This is a genomic window from Pseudomonas glycinae (genome assembly GCF_001594225.2).
Taxonomy (GTDB): Bacteria; Pseudomonadota; Gammaproteobacteria; order Pseudomonadales; family Pseudomonadaceae; genus Aquipseudomonas; species Aquipseudomonas glycinae.
This window is the reverse complement of the sequence record NZ_CP014205.2, coordinates 458144-475534: the sequence shown is the minus strand read 5'-3', so window position 1 is coordinate 475534 and position 17391 is coordinate 458144. Positions and strand designations below refer to the sequence as shown.

The 17391-nt window shown below is 59.8% G+C and carries 18 protein-coding genes and 1 pseudogene; 13 read left to right on the top strand and 6 right to left on the bottom strand.

Annotated elements, in window-relative coordinates:
* The first annotated feature begins 13 nt into the window (after window positions 1–13).
* Both eda and AWU82_RS02230 read left to right on the top strand, forming a co-directional pair.
* Window positions 14–679: a bifunctional 4-hydroxy-2-oxoglutarate aldolase/2-dehydro-3-deoxy-phosphogluconate aldolase gene (gene eda / locus AWU82_RS02235; RefSeq protein ID WP_064383724.1), complete on the top strand. Its 666-nt coding sequence runs from the start codon at window positions 14–16 to the stop codon at window positions 677–679.
* A gap of 199 nt (window positions 680–878) precedes the next feature.
* Window positions 879–1595, top strand: coding sequence for an intradiol ring-cleavage dioxygenase (locus tag AWU82_RS02230; protein WP_064383723.1), 717 nt, complete (start codon window positions 879–881; stop codon window positions 1593–1595).
* On the opposite strand, the gene AWU82_RS02225 is transcribed toward AWU82_RS02230, so the two are convergent.
* Both AWU82_RS02225 and AWU82_RS02220 read right to left on the bottom strand, forming a co-directional pair.
* The gene (locus tag AWU82_RS02225) at window positions 1592–2773 is read right to left on the bottom strand and encodes an aminotransferase class V-fold PLP-dependent enzyme (protein ID WP_064383722.1); all 1182 of its coding nucleotides are present in this window, start codon (window positions 2771–2773) and stop codon (window positions 1592–1594) included. The genes AWU82_RS02230 and AWU82_RS02225 overlap by 4 nt on opposite strands.
* Window positions 2774–2803: 30 nt before the next feature.
* Window positions 2804–3040: a DUF3820 family protein gene (locus AWU82_RS02220; protein ID WP_064383721.1), complete on the bottom strand. Its 237-nt coding sequence runs from the start codon at window positions 3038–3040 to the stop codon at window positions 2804–2806.
* Window positions 3041–3245: 205 nt separating this feature from the next.
* On the opposite strand from AWU82_RS02220, the gene AWU82_RS02215 reads away from it, so the two are divergent.
* The gene (locus AWU82_RS02215; protein ID WP_039766107.1) at window positions 3246–3713 is read left to right on the top strand and encodes a PA2169 family four-helix-bundle protein; all 468 of its coding nucleotides are present in this window, start codon (window positions 3246–3248) and stop codon (window positions 3711–3713) included.
* A 124-nt stretch (window positions 3714–3837) separates the two neighbouring features.
* On the opposite strand, the gene AWU82_RS02210 is transcribed toward AWU82_RS02215, so the two are convergent.
* Both AWU82_RS02210 and AWU82_RS02205 read right to left on the bottom strand, forming a co-directional pair.
* Window positions 3838–4308 (bottom strand): MaoC family dehydratase, encoded by a 471-nt coding sequence (locus tag AWU82_RS02210; RefSeq protein ID WP_003227420.1) that lies wholly within the window; start codon window positions 4306–4308, stop codon window positions 3838–3840.
* Between the two features lie 42 nt (window positions 4309–4350).
* Entirely contained in the window at window positions 4351–5295 is a 945-nt protein-coding gene (locus tag AWU82_RS02205; protein ID WP_064383720.1) for an alpha/beta hydrolase, read from the bottom strand.
* Window positions 5296–5543: 248 nt separating this feature from the next.
* Here AWU82_RS02205 and fadD2 point away from each other — a divergent pair, with 248 nt between their 5' ends.
* The gene (gene fadD2 / locus AWU82_RS02200; RefSeq protein WP_064383719.1) at window positions 5544–7232 is read left to right on the top strand and encodes a long-chain-fatty-acid--CoA ligase FadD2; all 1689 of its coding nucleotides are present in this window, start codon (window positions 5544–5546) and stop codon (window positions 7230–7232) included.
* A gap of 347 nt (window positions 7233–7579) precedes the next feature.
* Window positions 7580–9277: a long-chain-fatty-acid--CoA ligase FadD1 gene (fadD1, locus tag AWU82_RS02195; protein ID WP_064383718.1), complete on the top strand. Its 1698-nt coding sequence runs from the start codon at window positions 7580–7582 to the stop codon at window positions 9275–9277.
* A gap of 168 nt (window positions 9278–9445) precedes the next feature.
* Here fadD1 and AWU82_RS02190 read toward each other — a convergent pair whose 3' ends face one another.
* Window positions 9446–9823, bottom strand: a complete 378-nt coding sequence (locus AWU82_RS02190; RefSeq protein ID WP_007951149.1) for a hypothetical protein — start codon at window positions 9821–9823, stop codon at window positions 9446–9448.
* Window positions 9824–10020: 197 nt separating this feature from the next.
* Between AWU82_RS02190 and AWU82_RS02185 the strand changes: the two genes are divergently transcribed.
* The 3 genes from AWU82_RS02185 to def all read left to right on the top strand — a co-directional run bounded on the left by AWU82_RS02185 (window position 10021) and on the right by def (window position 11882).
* Window positions 10021–10212: a CsbD family protein gene (locus AWU82_RS02185; RefSeq protein ID WP_011335596.1), complete on the top strand. Its 192-nt coding sequence runs from the start codon at window positions 10021–10023 to the stop codon at window positions 10210–10212.
* A gap of 177 nt (window positions 10213–10389) precedes the next feature.
* Complete coding sequence (locus AWU82_RS02180; RefSeq protein ID WP_064383717.1) at window positions 10390–11340, top strand: YihY/virulence factor BrkB family protein; 951 nt, start codon at window positions 10390–10392, stop codon at window positions 11338–11340.
* Between the two features lie 2 nt (window positions 11341–11342).
* Window positions 11343–11882, top strand: coding sequence for a peptide deformylase (def, locus tag AWU82_RS02175; protein ID WP_064383716.1), 540 nt, complete (start codon window positions 11343–11345; stop codon window positions 11880–11882).
* Here def and AWU82_RS02170 read toward each other — a convergent pair whose 3' ends face one another.
* Complete coding sequence (locus AWU82_RS02170) at window positions 11883–12302, bottom strand: GNAT family N-acetyltransferase (protein WP_064383715.1); 420 nt, start codon at window positions 12300–12302, stop codon at window positions 11883–11885.
* A gap of 350 nt (window positions 12303–12652) precedes the next feature.
* Here AWU82_RS02170 and AWU82_RS02165 point away from each other — a divergent pair, with 350 nt between their 5' ends.
* From AWU82_RS02165 to AWU82_RS29460, 5 genes and pseudogenes are all read left to right on the top strand, one after another.
* Window positions 12653–13594, top strand: coding sequence for a fatty acid desaturase (locus AWU82_RS02165; protein ID WP_064383713.1), 942 nt, complete (start codon window positions 12653–12655; stop codon window positions 13592–13594).
* Between the two features lie 7 nt (window positions 13595–13601).
* On the top strand, window positions 13602–14393 hold the full coding sequence (locus AWU82_RS02160; protein ID WP_064383710.1) for a phosphate/phosphite/phosphonate ABC transporter substrate-binding protein: 792 nt from the start codon (window positions 13602–13604) through the stop codon (window positions 14391–14393).
* 127 nt (window positions 14394–14520) lie between these two features.
* Window positions 14521–15066, top strand: a complete 546-nt coding sequence (locus AWU82_RS02155) for a sigma-70 family RNA polymerase sigma factor (protein ID WP_064383708.1) — start codon at window positions 14521–14523, stop codon at window positions 15064–15066.
* Window positions 15063–16076, top strand: a complete 1014-nt coding sequence (locus tag AWU82_RS02150; RefSeq protein WP_064383706.1) for an ABC transporter substrate-binding protein — start codon at window positions 15063–15065, stop codon at window positions 16074–16076. The genes AWU82_RS02155 and AWU82_RS02150 overlap by 4 nt, the downstream gene beginning before the upstream one ends.
* A gap of 592 nt (window positions 16077–16668) precedes the next feature.
* A pseudogene (locus AWU82_RS29460) lies at window positions 16669–17391 on the top strand (PAS domain-containing protein); the annotation flags it as partial.

The following is a 17391-nucleotide window of genomic DNA, read 5'->3' as shown; positions in this document are numbered from 1 at the left end:
AGGAACAGCCGCTATGAAAACCCCATCCCCGACCGTTTCCATGGCGGACAAAGTTGCCCTGATCGACAGCCTCTGCGCCAAGGCGCGGATCCTGCCGGTGATCACCATCGCCCGCGAACAGGACGTGCTGCCGCTGGCCGACGCCCTGGCCGCCGGCGGTCTGACCGCGCTGGAAGTGACCCTGCGTTCGCAGTTCGGCCTCAAGGCGATCCAGATCCTGCGCGAACAGCGCCCGGAGCTGGTGACCGGTGCCGGCACCGTGCTCGACCGCAATATGCTGGCCGCGGCTGAAGCTGCCGGTTCGCAGTTCATCGTCACCCCGGGCATCACCCGTGACCTGCTGGAAGCCAGCGTCGAGAGCCCGATCCCGCTGCTGCCGGGCATCAGCAATGCCTCCGGCATCATGGAAGGCTATGGCCTGGGTTATCGCCGCTTCAAACTGTTCCCGGCGGAAGTGAGCGGCGGCGTGGCGGCCATCAAGGCCCTCGGCGGCCCGTTCGGCGAAGTGAAATTCTGCCCGACCGGCGGCGTAGGTCCAGCCAACATCAAAAGCTACATGGCGCTGAAAAACGTCATGTGCGTGGGCGGTAGCTGGATGCTCGATCCCGAGTGGATCAAGAACGGTGACTGGGCCCGCATTCAGGAATGCACCGCCGAGGCGTTGGCGCTGCTGGACTGATGCTCTTCAATTAGTTGCAACCCTACACTTCGTTGTGTGTTCTACGGCTTTAACGGTGCGCTTGGTCGGCGCACCGTTTTTTTTTGCCTGGGACAACCTTCGTTATCTCGAGATACGTTATTTCGAGATACATAGTTACCGCACCTGGCTTTGCCTGTGGCGCTAACCTGCGTTCATCTTATGGAAGAGAGAACGCGTCATGGATAACCAGCCTTCAGCACCATCGATTTATCAACTGGCCCCCGAGCAAGTCGCCGGGCCTTATTTCCGCAATCCCAGACTGCTGCGCCGCAACATCAGCGAGGGTGCCGAAGGCCTGCCGTTGCTGCTGCGCCTGACCATCGTCGATGCCATGACCGCCGAGCCGGTCAGCGGTGCACTGGTGGATATCTGGCACTGCAATGCCCGTGGCGCCTATTCCGGCTGGAGCCGGGTGAACCCGGATCTGGAAGTCGACGTCGAGGACATCGGCTCGATCCCGCGAACCGACGATGACACCTACCTGCGCGGTGGTCAGTTCAGCGACCATAAGGGGGCGGTGCGCTTTACCACGATCTATCCGGGTTTTTATGCCGGCCGAGCCCTGCATATTCACGTGGCGGTGCGCATCGTCGCCGGTAACGAATACCTGGAGGAGCGCAACGTGGCCTGGGTCGGGCAGCTGTATTTTCCGGAAGTGGTTTCCCGCAGCGTGCTCAATGCCAAGGCTTACCGCGGGCGCAGCTCGGTGCCGGTGTGCAACGCCGACGATGCCTACTACACCAGCATGGGCGGTGAAGCCTCGACCCTGGCCGTGTGGCCGATCGGCCGCGACTCGCACGAAGACGGTTACTTCGGCCACCTCACGATCGGCATCGACACCTTTGCGGTGTCGTCGCAGATCAAGCCCGAGGACTTCGACAAGTACACGGTTTAACGCAGTTCATTCAGCGCCAGAATCAGCGACTGAATCTGCGCCGCCGTCGTGGTCAGCGACGGCGTGACACGGATGCACGGCCCGCAGGCCGCGCCGTTGCGCACGACAGTGAAGAGGTTGTAGTCGTTGAGCAGGCGTTCGACCATCGCCTGCTGGTCGGCATGGCGGGTAAAGCGTAGCGAGGTGATGCCGCAATACAGACGCGGATCGTCCGGGGTCATGACTTCAATGCCCGGCAGATTGCGCACGGCGCTCACCCACAGATTGCGCAGGTAATTCATCCGCGCGCCTTTGGCGGCTGCGCCACCCAGTGCTCGGTGTTCCTCGAACACCAATGGCAAGGTCATCAACGCCGGAATGTTCGGCGTGCTGTAAGGCGTGCGCGAACGGATATCGCCAGCCGAAAAATGCATCTCGCCCATGTCCGGGTCGATGTCGGCCAGGCGCTGTGGAGCGATGTAGATAAATCCGAGGGTCAGCGGCGAGCCGATCCACTTGTGCAGGTTGTACCCGGCGAAGGCGATGCCCAGCGCTTCCAGGTCGAACTCGATCTGACCAAGGGCATGGGCGCCATCGAGGATGATGTCGACGCCGTGCTCCTTGGCCAGCGAGGCAATGGCCTGCACCGGCATCACCAGCCCGGTGCGGTGGGTGACGTGAGTCAGCGCCATCAGCTTGAGCTTCGGATAGCGGATGAAGGCTTCGCGGTAAGTCGCCAGCAGGCTGTCGAAGCTGGCCGGGTGGGCGTGCTCGATCTCGATCACCTCGACCCCGCGATGCTTTGCCAGCCAGCGCATGGCGCCCTTGACCGTGTCGTACTCCAGATCGCAGATCAGCACCTGGTCGCCAGGTTGCAGACGGTTGTAGTTGCGGATCAGTGATTGCAGGCCGGCAGTGGCGTTGTGGGTGAAGGCCACGCTTTGTGCGCGGACGCCGATCAGCTCGGCCAGTTGCGCGCGGATGTCGAGGCTGTCGTGCTGTTCGAAACGCTGGCGCACGTAGATCGAGTTGCTGTTGTTGATCAACTCGATGTTGCGCTGGTACTCCTCGACCACCGTGCGCGACATGCGCCCGAAGTAGCCATTTTCCAGATTCACCGGGCCGGGGTGGCGGTCGTAACGGTCGGCGAATGTTTGCCAGAAGACTTCGTCTCGGGCGCGGCGGGTGTTATCGGGCATGGTCGACTCGACTCGGATCAGGGTGACGCCTCAATGGCGCGGGGCAGGTTTGCCGTGTTTGGCGCGCAGCGGTTCGAGCAGTTCCGACAGGCCGTTGTGATCGATTTCCTGCATCAGCGCCAGCAGGCCGCCGAGTTCTCCGTTAGGGAAGCCCTCCCGGGCAAACCAGTTCAGGTAGGGACCTGGCAGGTCGGCAATGATCCGGCCCTTGTACTTGCCGAAGGGCATTTCGCGGGTGATCAGCAGTTCGAGCTTTTCAGGGTTCATCGTTGGAATCGTCTGGTTTTGAAAACACTTCGGAAAATACAGGCATTCTGCATGCAGGCCAAATGACAGATCATGCAAATAACAGGCATACAGATTTTCGTTTTATTTATAAGTTATTGAAAATTAACGATTAATTTCTTTTCGAAAAGCTGGCACGACCACTGCAACACTCCTTGCATCTTTCACCCACGCAAGGAATTGAAAAATGACTGACATGAATAAAGAAGCCATCTCCGTCCTCAACGACCTGATCGAAACCAGCAAGGATGGTCAGGAAGGCTTCAAGACCTGCGCTGAAGACATCAAGCACCCTGAGCTGAAAACCTTGTTCACCCAGCGTTCTGCCGATTGCGCCACGGCAGCGGCCGAGCTGCAGGCAGCGGTGCGTTCGATGGGTGGCGATCCGGAAACTTCGACCAGTGTGAGCGGTGATCTGCACCGTCGCTGGGTCGACGTCAAAGCGATGTTCACCGGCAAGGACGAAGAAGCGGTACTCAATGAAGCCGAGCGCGGTGAAGACCACGCCCTGAAGGCTTATCGTGAAGCGATCGAGAAGATCAACAAACACAACCTGGTCGGCATTCGTGATCTGGTCGAACGCCAGTACCACGGTGTGCAACGCAATCACGACCAGGTGAAAGCGCTGCGTAACCAGGCTCGCGCACGCTCGTAAGCTTCACTGAAACACAATGTGGGAGCGGGCTTGCCCGCGAATGCGGTGTATCAGGCAACGATAATCTTGCTGATATACCGCATTCGCGAGCAAGCCCGCTCCCACTTTTGTGTTGTGCAATCCATCAGCCGATGCTGATGGCCGGCAACGTCGGCAGGGTAACGGTCTGTTGCTTGCGCGGCGCCAGGATCTCGGCCTCGCCGTCCACCACCAGCTCATCGCGCTGGTTGAATACGCGCGTGGCAATGCGCACGCGGAATTTCGGCAGTTTCTCCAGAATCTCCAGACGTACTGTCAGGGTGTCGCCGATCTTCACCGGCTTCTGGAAGCTCATCTGCTGGCCAATATAAATGGTGCCCGGTCCAGGCAGCTCGCAAGCCACGGCCGCACTGATCAGCGCACCGCTGAACATGCCGTGGGCGATACGTTCCTTGAACATGCTGGCGGCGGCGAACTCGGCGTCCAGGTGCACCGGGTTGTGGTCGCCGGACATCGCGGCGAACAGCTGAATGTCGCGTTCTTCGACAGTCTTGCTGTAGCTCGCGGTCTGGCCCACTTCGAGGGCTTCGTAAGGGATGTTGGTAACCTGGGTCATGGGTCTGAATTCCTGTGACGGATGAAATGAATCCACAAAAAATTATTCGCTGCGGTGCGGCCGGCGATGGCTCAGGGCCTGTTCGATCCAGGCCAGCACATCGGCGGTCACCTCGTCGCGGTTGCTCTCGTTGAACAATTCGTGCCGCGCCTGCGGGTAGATCTTCAGTTGCAGGTTCTGGCTGCCGGCCGCGCGCAAGGCGTTGGCCAGATCAGTCAGACGCTTGCCTTCGCTCACCGGATCACATTCGCCGCCGATCACCAGCAGCGGCAGGCCCGGATCAATCTGGGCGAGATTGGACGCTTTGCTGATTTGCTGCAACCCGCCGAGCAGGTCGATCCACAACTGATTGGTGCAGCGAAAGCCGCACAGCGGGTCGGTGGCGTACTTGTCGACCTCGGCCGGGTCGCGACTCAGCCAGTCAAATGCGGTGCGCGCAGGTTTGAATTTATTGTTGAACGAGCCGAACGACAGCCATTCGATCAGCGCGCTGCGGCCCTTGGCGCCCTGGCGCAGTTTTTCGAACCGGGCGATCTGCCGCGCCGCGCGGTACAGCGCAACCGGCTGGAAATTCGAGCCGCTGAGAATCGCGCCGTGCAGGCTGGCGCTGTGATGCAGCAGATAAGCCTGGGCAATGTAGCTGCCCATGCTGTGCCCGAGCAGCACGATCGGAACCCCTGGATGACGCTGGCCGAGGAACTGGTTGAGGCTCGCGATATCTCCAACCACCTTGCACCAGCCGTCGTCATCGGCGAAATGCCCGAGCGTCCCATGATCGGCGGTTTTGCCATGGCCACGCTGGTCAAGAGCGTACACACCGTAGCCTTCGGCGCAGAACGCCTCTGCCAGCCGAGCGTAGCGGGCGCTGTGTTCCGCCATGCCGTGGGCCAGCAGAATCACCGCTTTCAGCGGCGCGTTCGGCAGCCACAGGTTGACGAAGAGACGGCTGTGGTCACTCGCGTCCAGCCAGAAGGTGTCGTGGATCATGGCGATTCCTTTTGCGGCCTGTTTTTGCTCAAGCGTCTTGCAGAGGTTGCATTGTATAGCGCGTCCGATCAGCTCACGCCACGGCAGGAAGATTCACACGATCAATGAGGACCTTGCCCATATTTGCCTGATTGACCATAGCTGCTAGTGTCCGTGAAGCCCCGCTTTTTGCTCTCGGCTTTTTCACGGACAGAAAGAAATGACAGCGGAGCGGCCCCGGATCGGCTCAGGTAAAGAGGACAAGAACAATGCAACCTGATTTCTGGAATGACAAACGCCCGGCGGGCGTACCCCTGGACATCGATGCGGGTGAGTTCAAGTCGGTGATCGAGGTGTTCGAGCGTTCCTGCAAGAAATTCGCTGATCGCCCGGCGTTCAGCAACATGGGCGTGACCCTGACCTACGCCGAGCTGGAGCGCCAGAGCGCCGCGTTCGCCGGTTATCTGCAAGCCCACACCGATCTGGCACCGGGGGATCGCATCGCGGTGCAGATGCCCAACGTCCTGCATTATCCGATCGCCGTATTCGGCGCGTTGCGCGCCGGGCTGATCGTGGTCAACACCAACCCGCTGTACACCGCGCGGGAGATGCGTCACCAGTTCAAGGACTCCGGTGCCCGGGCGCTGGTGTACCTGAACATGTTCGGCCAGAAGGTTCAGGAAGTGCTGGCGGACACCGACATTCAGTATCTGATCGAAGCGAAGATGGGCGATCTGATGCCCACCGCCAAAGGTTGGCTGGTCAACACTGTGGTCAGCAAAGTGAAGAAGATGGTGCCGGCGTATTCGCTGCCCCAGGCGATTTCCTTCAAGAGCGCGTTGCGCATGGGCCGGGGTCTGGGCATCAAGCCGCTGAAGGTCGGCCTCGATGACATCGCCGTCCTGCAATACACCGGCGGCACTACCGGCCTGGCCAAGGGCGCGATGCTCACTCATGGCAATCTGGTAGCGAACATGCAGCAGGTGCGCGCCTGTCTCGGTCAGTTCGGCAGCGACGGCCAGCCGCTGTTGCGCGAAGGGCAGGAGGTGATGATCGCGCCGTTGCCGCTGTACCACATCTATGCCTTCACCGCGAATTGCATGTGCATGATGGTGTCAGGCAACCACAACGTACTGATCACCAACCCGCGTGACATCGGCGGCTTCATCAAGGAGCTGAAGAACTGGAAATTCTCGGCGCTGCTCGGGCTCAACACCCTGTTCGTCGCGCTGATGGATCATCCGGACTTCAAGACCCTGGATTTCTCCACCCTCAAGCTCACCAACTCCGGCGGCACCGCGCTGGTCAAGGCCACGGCCGAACGCTGGGAACAGCTCACCGGTTGCCGGATCACCGAAGGTTACGGCCTGACCGAAACCTCGCCGGTGGCCTGCACCAATCCGTACGGCGAGCTGTCGCGGATCGGAACGGTCGGCCTGCCGGTGCCGGGCACCTTGTTGAAAGTCATCAACGACGACGGCGTCGAGCAGCCGCTGGGCGAGCGCGGCGAGTTGTGCATCAAGGGCCCGCAGATCATGAAGGGCTACTGGAACAAGCCCGAGGCCACCGCCGAAGTGCTGGATGGCGAAGGCTGGTTCAAGTCCGGCGACATCGCGGTGATCGACCCGGACGGGTTCGTGCGCATCGTCGACCGCAAGAAAGACATGATCATTGTCTCCGGTTTCAACGTGTACCCGAACGAGATCGAAGACGTGGTGATGGCCCACCCGAAAGTCGCCAACTGCGCGGTGATCGGGGTGCCGGACGAGCGTTCCGGCGAGGCGGTGAAGCTGTTTGTTGTCGCGCGGGAAACCGGGGTCAGCCTGGAAGAGCTGAAGGCTTACTGCAAAGAGAATTTCACCGCTTACAAGGTGCCGAAACACATCGTGCTGCGTGAGTCGTTGCCGATGACGCCTGTCGGGAAAATTCTGCGGAGGGAGTTGCGCGATATCGCCTGATCGGTGATGCGTACCCGTTGAGTACGAAAAATCGCAGTCTCTGGCGGCTACTTCAAGCTGCGGGAGGCTGCGATTTTTGCTTTCTATCCGCGACGTTGTCCCCGAAAACAGGGACTTTCAAGGTCTTATAGGATTTTTGCTCTAAAATGACTGCCAATAGTTCTTGAGTCATTAAAGTGACCATGTGGGCCGCTTTTGGCTCTGGTCGACCCTTGGCAAAGCTGCTACTCTCGGCGCGCTTTGTGACTTCTCGGCCTTGTAAAAAGCCAGACTCACCAATAAACAAACACCAATAATAATCGCATCAAATGCGGTGCTGAATTCGCGTTGCTGAGGAGTGGGCTTCCATGATCGAAGACTTTTGGAAGGATAAGTACCCCGCTGGAATTGCTGCCGACATCAATCCAGACGAGTACCCGAATATTCAGGCAGTGTTGAAGCAATCCTGCCAACGCTTCGCCGACAAACCGGCGTTCAGCAACCTGGGCAAGACCCTCACCTACGGTGAACTGTACGAATTGTCCGGTGCGTTTGCCGCTTATCTGCAACAGCATACCGACTTGCAGCCCGGTGATCGAATCGCCGTGCAACTGCCCAACGTGTTGCAGTACCCGGTCGCCGTCTTCGGTGCCATTCGTGCCGGGCTGATCGTGGTCAACACCAACCCGCTGTACACCGCGCGGGAAATGGAACACCAATTCAACGACTCCGGTGCCAAGGCGCTGGTGTGCCTGGCGAACATGGCGCACCTGGCGGAAGCCGTGGTGCCGAAAACCGGCGTCAAACACGTCATTGTCACCGAAGTCGCCGACCTGCTGCCGCCGATCAAGCGCCTGCTGATCAACAGCGTCATCAAGTACGTGAAGAAAATGGTTCCGGCTTATCACTTGCCAAAAGCCATCAAGTTCAACGATGTGCTGAGCAAGGGCCAGGGCCAGCCGGTGGCTGAAGCCAACCCGGACAGCGGTGATGTTGCGGTACTGCAATACACCGGCGGCACCACCGGCGTGGCCAAGGGCGCGATGCTCACCCATCGCAATCTCGTCGCCAACATGCTGCAGTGCAAGGCGCTGATGGGCTCCAACCTCAACGAAGGGTGCGAGGTCCTGATTACCCCGCTGCCGCTCTACCATATCTATGCGTTCACCTTTCATTGCATGGCGATGATGCTGATCGGCAACCACAACATCCTGATCAGCAACCCGCGCGATCTGCCGGCGATGGTCAAGGAGCTGTCGAAGTGGAAGTTCAGCGGTTTCGTCGGCCTTAACACCCTGTTCGTGGCCCTGTGCAACAACGAAGGTTTCCGCAAGCTGGATTTCTCGGCGCTGAAAGTCACTCTGTCCGGCGGCATGGCCCTGCAACTGGCCGCGGCCGAGCGCTGGAAAGCGGTCACCGGTTGCCCGATCTGCGAAGGTTACGGCATGACCGAAACCAGCCCGGTGGCCACCGTCAACCCGATCCAGAACATTCAGATCGGCACCATTGGCATTCCGGTGCCTTCGACCCTGTGCAAAGTCATCGACGATGCCGGTGTCGAGCAGCCGCTGGGCGAAATCGGCGAGCTGTGCGTCAAGGGTCCGCAGGTGATGAAAGGCTACTGGCAGCGTCAGGAAGCCACCGATGAAATGCTCGACAGCGAAGGTTGGTTGAAAACCGGTGACATCGCGTTGATCCAGCCGGACGGCTACATGCGCATTGTCGATCGCAAGAAAGACATGATTCTGGTCTCCGGTTTCAACGTGTACCCGAACGAGCTGGAAGACGTACTGGCGACCTTGCCGGGCGTGTTGCAGTGCGCGGCCATCGGCGTTCCGGACGAAAAATCCGGCGAGGCGATCAAAATCTTCATCGTCGCCAAACCGGGCGTCACGCTGACCAAGGAGCAGGTGATGGAGCACATGCGCGCCAACGTCACCGGCTACAAGGTGCCGCGTTCGGTGGAATTCCGCGATGCGCTGCCGACCACCAACGTCGGCAAGATCCTGCGCCGCGAACTGCGCGACGAAGAGCTGAAGAAGATCAAGGCGAAGAGCGCCGCATAAAACAGAAAGCCCCGCAGATGCGGGGCTTTTTGTTGGTTTACCGCTTGATCGTTCCCACGCTCTGCGTGGTAACGCATCCCGGGACGCTCTGCGTCCCTGCCGTGCTGGACGCGGAGCGTCCGGGGCGGCATTCCCACGCAGAGCGTGGGAACGATCAGCGTGAGTGTCTTACTGGCGGAACGGCGCGAAGTTCACATTGGTGCCTGCCGGACGCATGTCCTGCAGGTACGAGTCCTTGTCGGCGCTCAGTTCCAGGCTCAGGGCTGCCTTGCGCTTGCCTTCGTTGCGGATCACCAGGCCTTCGAGTTTCTCGCGCAGGAACACGGTCGGCACTTTCAGGTGCAGCAGTTCGTCGGTGGCCGGGGTGTGCATCAACAGGTGAATCCACTCGTACTGACCGATCGCCAGACGCGAAACCGGCAAGTCGAACCACCAGATGTTGCGGTTGCGGTTCAGTTCGGCGAAGTGGCAGTTGTTGGTGCCGAGCACGGCACCGCCCAGTTCCTGGTTGCGACGGGCGATGGCCTGCTTTTTATCGAGTTTCATAACATTCCTGCGGGATCGGTTCTGTGGCGCCTGGCGCCCTTGTGGTGGGCATTCTCGGGGCAACGCTCGCAAACATAAAGCCCAACCTGCACGTCGCGACGAAATGAAACCCTGAAAATAAATGAAACTTGGCGCAAACCGGGCCAGTCAATCATTACGTACTGACTTTCCCCGTTAATGTTCCAAGGAGAATCACCATGGGTAGCACGAGCGATAAAGTGAAAGGCATGGCCAACGAAGCGGTCGGCAACGTCAAGCAGGGTGTCGGCAAAGCCACCGACAACACCAAACTGCAAGCCGAAGGCAAACTGCAAGAGAAGAAAGGCGAGGCCCAGCAAGCGGTGGGCAAAGCCAAGGACGCGATCAAGAAAGGCGTCGACAAGGCCTGATCAGGCCTTGAACGAAACAGCGAAGCGGCCATCCAAGGATGGCCGTTTTCGTATCCCGCTCACATGCGGTCACGGATCACAGTGTTTCAAAGTCGCCAATTAAGCTACTTTGATGAGAGAAAAACGGCCCCTGAGTCGCCACGACTTCAACCTGTTTTGCGGCGAAAGGAGACGCGAATGATTTTTCCCGACATGAAAGGTCTGCCCCTGCACCGGGTGATGGTGCGCACGGTCACCGAATTCGTCGACGACGAGATGTCGACCTATGCCTCGGCACTGGCCTACCAGATGCTGTTCTCGCTGTTCCCGTTCATTCTGTTCCTGATTGCCCTGATCGGTTTTCTGCATCTGCCGGACTTCTTCTCCTGGCTGCGCCTGCAATCGGAACTGGTGTTGCCGCCCCAGGCGTTGGAGCAGGTCAACCCGGTGATCGATCAACTGCAGCAATCCAAGGGCGGCCTGCTTTCGGTGGGTATCGTCATCGCCCTGTACACCGCGTCTGCCGGCGTGCGCCTGATGATGAGCGCGATGAACGCCGCCTACGACGTGGTCGAGGGCCGGCCCCTGTGGAAGCGCTTTCCGCTGTCGATCATCTACACCGTCGGCATCGCCGGCATGCTGCTGGTGGCCGCGGCGCTGATGGTGCTCGGCCCGCAGGTGATGGGCTGGATCGCCGCGCAGGTCGGGCTGGAAGAAGTCATTGTCACTTTGTGGACGATCGCCCGCTGGCCGGTGATCGTGATCCTGATGATGGTGGCCGTGGCGCTGATCTACTACGTGATGCCCGACGTCAAACAGGAATTCCGCTTCATCACCCCCGGCTCGGTGTTGGCGGTGGTGGTTTGGATCATCGCGTCCCTGGGCTTCGCGTTCTACGTCAAGACGTTCGCCAACTACAACGCGATGTATGGCAGCATCGGTGCGATCATCGTGCTGTTGCTGTATTTCTATATTTCCTCCGCCGTGTTGTTGCTCGGCGCGGAGATGAATGCGGTCATCGAACATATGTCCAGCGAGGGCAAGGATTCGGGCGAGAAAGTCCCCGGCGAACTCGATGAACATCCCAAACAACACGTTTCCGGCCTCGGGCGCGATCATTCGCTCAAGCCGAACACTGACGAAGCCTGACCATGATCCGTGAAATCCTGAAGATGGGCGACGAACGCCTGCTGCGCATCGCCCCGCCAGTGCCCGCTGAAATGCTCGACAGTCCCGAGCTGTGGCAATTGATCGACGACATGTTCCAGACCATGGAAAGCGTCGGCGGTGTCGGCCTGGCCGCGCCGCAGATCGGTGTCGATCTGCAACTGGTGATCTTCGGCTTCGAGCACAGCGAACGCTACCCGGACGCCGAAGCCGTGCCGCAGACGATCCTGATCAACCCGCTGATCACGCCGCTCAGCCCGCTGATGGAAGAGGGCTTCGAAGGTTGCCTGTCGGTGCCCGGCCTGCGGGGCGCGGTGGACCGTTACCAGCAGATCCGCTACGAAGGTGTCGATCCCAAGGGTGAGCCGATCATGCGCGTGGCCTCTGGTTTCCATGCGCGGGTAGTGCAGCATGAATGCGATCACCTGATTGGGCGCCTGTACCCGTCGCGCATTACCGATTTCAGCAAATTCGGTTTCACCGAAGTGATGTTTCCGGACCTCGATCCCAACGCGGACGACTGACTAAAACACGCGCGGTGCGAGCTCCATGGCAATCATCGGCTTGCTCCGCGCATAGCGGCTCAAACGTTCGGCCATGGCCTGGGGCAGGGCGGGGTCGAAGGTGAAGCCGCGCCGCTCGTAGAATCCACGCAAGTCCGGATGGCAGAACAGCCACACCGGCGCCTCCACATCTTTCACCGCCGCCGCGATCAATTGCGCAGCGATGCCCTGTTCGCGGCAGGCCGGATCAACGAACAACCCGGTCAGCCAATGCCCGCCGAACACCGGCCGCAGGCACAGCGCCGCCACGATTTCCTCACGCCGCGCCACCCACAATTGCGCCTCGCGCACCGCTTTCATCGACGATTGATGCTGGCGGTAGAACTTGTTCATCAAGGGCCAGGACAGGTCGTCGAGCTGGCTGAAACGGATGTCGGTCATGAATCGGACTGCCGGTGCAAAAGCTGCGGATTATAAAACAACGTGCCCGCCGGGATAGGTGTATACCTGATCTCACATCCCCTCTGAGTGGAGTACGCATCATGTCCAAAGGTATGGATTCGAAGAAAGCCGCGAAGAAGAAACCGGCCAAGACCGCCATCGAGAAACGCCACGAGAAAAGGGCGAAAAAAGTCGACATTTTTGGCCATTGATCGCGCCGTTCAGGAGCCCGGATCCGGGCTCCTGTCTTGTCCTTGAAATCAGCGTCCTTAAAAAAACCGCAAAAATAATCTGCAAGATTTCCCGTCGGTGTTGCACAGAACGATCAGACCCTCGTTCCGAGCCACGCCATGCCCCACTATTTTGACGATGCCCATCGCCAACAGATCGAAACCCTGCGTCAGCGCTTCACCGCGCGCACCGAGTGGCCGACCTGGCTGCTGCTGATCGGCGTATACGGCGGCTGGTTCGCGATTGTGCTGGGCAGCGAACGTATCGGCGTCTGGTGGAGCACGCTGCTGCTGATTCCGCTGCTGGTGCTGTGGCTGTCGGTGCAGCACGAATTGCTTCACGGTCATCCGACGCGCTGGAGCTTCGTCAACAAACTCCTCGGTTATGCACCATTCGCGGTGTGGTATCCCTACACGCTCTACCGCGACAGCCATTTGCAGCACCATCGCGATGAAGACCTGACGATCCCCGGTGTCGATCCCGAAAGCCGTTACATGAGTGCCGAACGCTGGCAGGGCAGTTCGCTGTTCGAACGCAGCCTGCACTGGCTGAACAAGACCGTATTGGGCCGCTTCATTCTTGGCGCACCGCTGGCATTGCTGGCGCTGGCCGGTGAAGAATTGCAACGTCTGAAAAGCGGCGAGCGCCAGGCCAGGCTGATGTGGCTGACCCACGGCGCCCTGACCGTGCTGATGCTGTTTTTCATCGCCCGCTACAGCGTGTTGCCGATCTGGCATTACCTGTTTTTGATCAGCGTCCCGGCGCTGTCGATCGCGATGGTTCGCTCCTACTATGAACATCGGCCGCATACGCAACCGGAGCAGCGCACGGTGCTCAACGAAGCCGGATGGCCGTGGCGCTGGCTGTTCCTGAACCTGAATTTTCATCTGGTGCATCACGACTTGCCGAAGCTTTCGTGGTACGACTTGCCCGAGGCCTACCGCATGCGCCGGGAGCAATGGGTGGCGCGCAGTGGCGGATTTCTGGTGCAAGGTTATGGGCAACTGTGGCGCCGGCACGGCATCAAGCCGATCGACAGCCCGCAGCATCCGTTTATTTGAGGCCAGCATGCCGTCAGGTTACGCAGAGTTGTTGATGTACATCGCACCCGAGCCGATACGCGCGGCGAACGAGCAATGGCTGGCGCGGATTCTCGAACACCTGGGCCATTCGCGGCTCGATGCCGAAGGCCTGTCGCTGCTGGAACTCTGGCGCTCACCCGAGTTGCTGCTGACCCAGACCTGCGGCTATCCGCTGATGACCGCGCTGCGCGGGCAGGTGAGGATTGTCGGTCGTCCGCGCTACGAATTGCCGGACGCCAGCGCCGGCAACCATTGCAGCCTGATCCTCGCCCGCGCCGATGATTCGCGCCGCAGTCTGGCGGCATTTTTCGACAGTCGCGGGGTGATCAACAGCGACGACTCCAACAGCGGCATGAACCTGTTGCGTCAGCGTCTGGCGCCGTTGCACCGGGACGGGCAGTTTTTCGCCACGGTCGGCATCAGTGGTGGCCACCGCGAAAGCCTGCGCTGGTTGCGCGAAGACCGTGCCGATCTGGCGGCCATCGACAGCGTGACCTTTGCGTACCTGGCGCAATACGCCGCCGCAGAGGTCAGCGGATTACGGGTGGTGGCGCGCAGTGCGTTCAGCCCGACCTTGCCCTTTATCACTGCGGCCAGTACGACGGACCAGCAGATCGAACACCTGCGCCGGGCCATGAACCGTAGTCTTCAGGACTTGCCCGACGTGGCCCGCATCCTCGGTTTGCCCGAAGTCCTGCCCGCCAGCGAAAGCGATTACCTCGTCCTGCTGGATTACCAGCGCGAGGCCGAAGAGCTGGGTTATGGCCGCCTGCGCTAGCGGCTTCTTGTAATTCGTTAATGGAATATAAAAATTCTTTTTAAGTATTTTTAACGCATAAGGCACCTTGCTAGGATCGCGCCACCGGACGACCGGACATTCAGCGACCCTTGACCAAGGAGCCCCCATGTCCGGCGCCGACTCATCCCATCGCAATCATGTGAACACGTTGTTTCGCGACCATTACCAGTGGTTGTGCACACGTCTGCGTCGGCAATCGAATGATGCGGCCACGGCCGAAGACATCGCCGCCGAAACCTTCGCGCAGCTGCTCGAAGCCCCCGGCCTGACCGCCATCCGCGAACCCCGCGCCTTGCTCACCACCATCGCCCAACGCCTGCTGTACGAGCGCTGGCGGCGGGGCGATCTGGAGCGTCGGCATCTGCATCAATTGCAACAGGGCGACCTCGATCACCCCCCGTCTCCTGAAGAGCTCGCCGACCTGTCGCAGAGTCTCAAACACCTGGATCGGACGCTCCAGCGCCTGCCGGGCAAGGTGCGCTCGACCTTTCTGCTGGCGCGCATCGACGGCCTGACCTACCCGCAAATCGCTGCCGAACTGGGCATCTCCCAGCGTTCGGTGAGCCTGTACATGACCCGTTCCCAGGCCCTGTGCAATCGCCACAGCGCCAACCAAACCCTGATTTCCTCCCAGAACAAGAGGTCCGCATGAGATCGCTCAAAACCCTGCTCGGCAGTTCGCTGCTGGCCCTGACCCTGACGGCCGGCCATGCCGTGGCCACGGAAAAAACCACGCCGATTCACTTCGGCGATATCACTTGGGAAAGCGGCAGTTTCATCACCGAAGTGCTGCGCCTGATCGTTGAAAAAGGTTATGGCTACCCGACCGATACGCTGCCGGGTAGCACCGTCAGCCTGGAAGCTGCGCTGGCGAAAAACGACATTCAGGTGATCGGCGAAGAGTGGGCCGGGCGCAGTCCGGCGTGGGTCAAGGCTGCCGCCGAGGGCAAGGTGTTCGGCCTCGGCGACACGGTGAAGGGCGCCACCGAAGGTTGGTGGGTGCCGGAATACGTGATCAAGGGTGACCCCGAGCGCGGGATCAAACCGCTGGCGCCGGAGCTGAAATCGGTGGCCGACCTGCCGCGCTACAAGGATGTGTTCAAGGACCCGGAAGACCCGAGCCGTGGGCGTTTCCTCAACAGTCCGACCGGCTGGACCTCGGAAATCGTCAACAGCCAGAAGCTCAAGGCGTATGCGCTGAACGACAGCTTCGTCAACTTCCGCACCGGCTCCGGCGCGGCGCTGGATGCCGAGGTGGCGTCGTCGATCAAGCGCGGCAAACCGGTGCTGTTCTACTACTGGTCGCCGACGCCGCTGCTCGGTCGCTTCAAACTGGTGAAGCTGGAAGAGCCGCCGTTCGACGCCGAAGCCTGGAAAACCCTGGCCGATGCCAACAACCCCAATCCGAGAGGCACCCGCTCGATGCCGGCGAGCCTGGCGATTGGCGTGTCGGCGCCGTTCAAGGCCCAGTATCCGGAGCTGGTGACGTTCTTTGAGAAAGTCGACTTGCCGATCGATCTGCTGAACCAGACCCTGGCCGGGATGAGCGAGAAGCGCCAGCAGCCACGTCAGGTGGCCGAGGCGTTCCTGCGCGATCAACCGCAAGTGTGGAAGCCCTGGGTACCGGGTGATGTGGCGAACAAGGTGAGCAGCAGTCTGTAGTTTTTTTCTGATGTTTCTGTAGTGCTGCACCGACGCCATCGCGGGCAAGCCCGCTCCCACAAGGTTCTGCGCAATGTTCAAGCCTGCGTGGTACCTGTGGGAGCGTGGCTTGCCCGCGATGGCGTTCGACCAGACCAAGCCTTTTTTGCGCTGAACCGTTTCTCGTCCGTTTCCTGTCCGAATTCCCTCATTGCTGGCCGACTAGTGGCCTTGCGCAAGCATTCGCGCTGTCTATGCTCATTCATAACTAACTATGTCGGCCGCCATTCAAAGCGCTCAGACGGCAATCGGTTAGCCGTGAACAAAGCTGCCAGAGTGCGCAACCGAAGGCACCGGACACTGAACCGACAAGGAGCATGTTTCTAAATGGAAGTTCTTCTACACGTTAGGAATGGCCCGCCTGCGGGCTATCAAGAAAAGGATGCCTTGATTAGAGCGTCGTCGCATGGACTCTCCGATTAATCATCGTTTATCACCTGACAACTTCCTCCCGTGGAGGAAGGCGTGTGCCTGTTCTGTGGAACGTAGTGGTGGATTCTGAAAGACCTGAACTTTCATCAAATCAAAAGAACGCGCGGAAGGTGATCGAGACATGTTCAACCTACATCACAAGGCTGATCTGCAGGAAATCGAACGTTTCAGCTGTGCCCTGACCGAAGCCAACGCCAAGCTGGCGGCGATCAGCCGTTCGATGGCAATGATCGAATTCACCCCCGAGGGCATCGTGCTGGATGCCAATGACAACTTCTGCAAGACCATGGGCTACAGCGCCGAAGAAGTGCGTGGCAAACATCACCGGATTTTTTGTGAAGAAGAATTTTATCGCAGCGAGGAATACGCCAAGTTGTGGCGTGACCTGGCCCGTGGCGAACCCATCAGCGGGACTTTCCTGCGCTTGAACAAAAGCGGTCGGGAAATCTGGCTCGAAGCCAGTTACATGCCGGTGTATGGCCCGGACAAACAGGTCCGCAGTGTGATCAAAGTGGCGGCGGACATCACCGCGCGCGTGAACAAGGAAAAGGAAGAAGAGAGCATGCTGGCGGCGATCGGTCGCTCGATGGCGGTGATTGAGTTCACCCCGGAAGGCAATGTGATCACGGCCAACGACAACTTCCTCAAGACCATGCAGTACTCGCTCAACGAAATCGTCGGCCATCACCACAGCCTGTTCTGTCACCGGGTCGAGGCCGAGTCCGCGCAGTACAAGGCGTTCTGGGCCTCGCTCAATCGCGGCGAATATCACTCGCACCGCTTCGAACGCAAGAACAAGTCGGGGCAGACCGTTTACCTCGAAGCCTCGTATAACCCGTTGTTC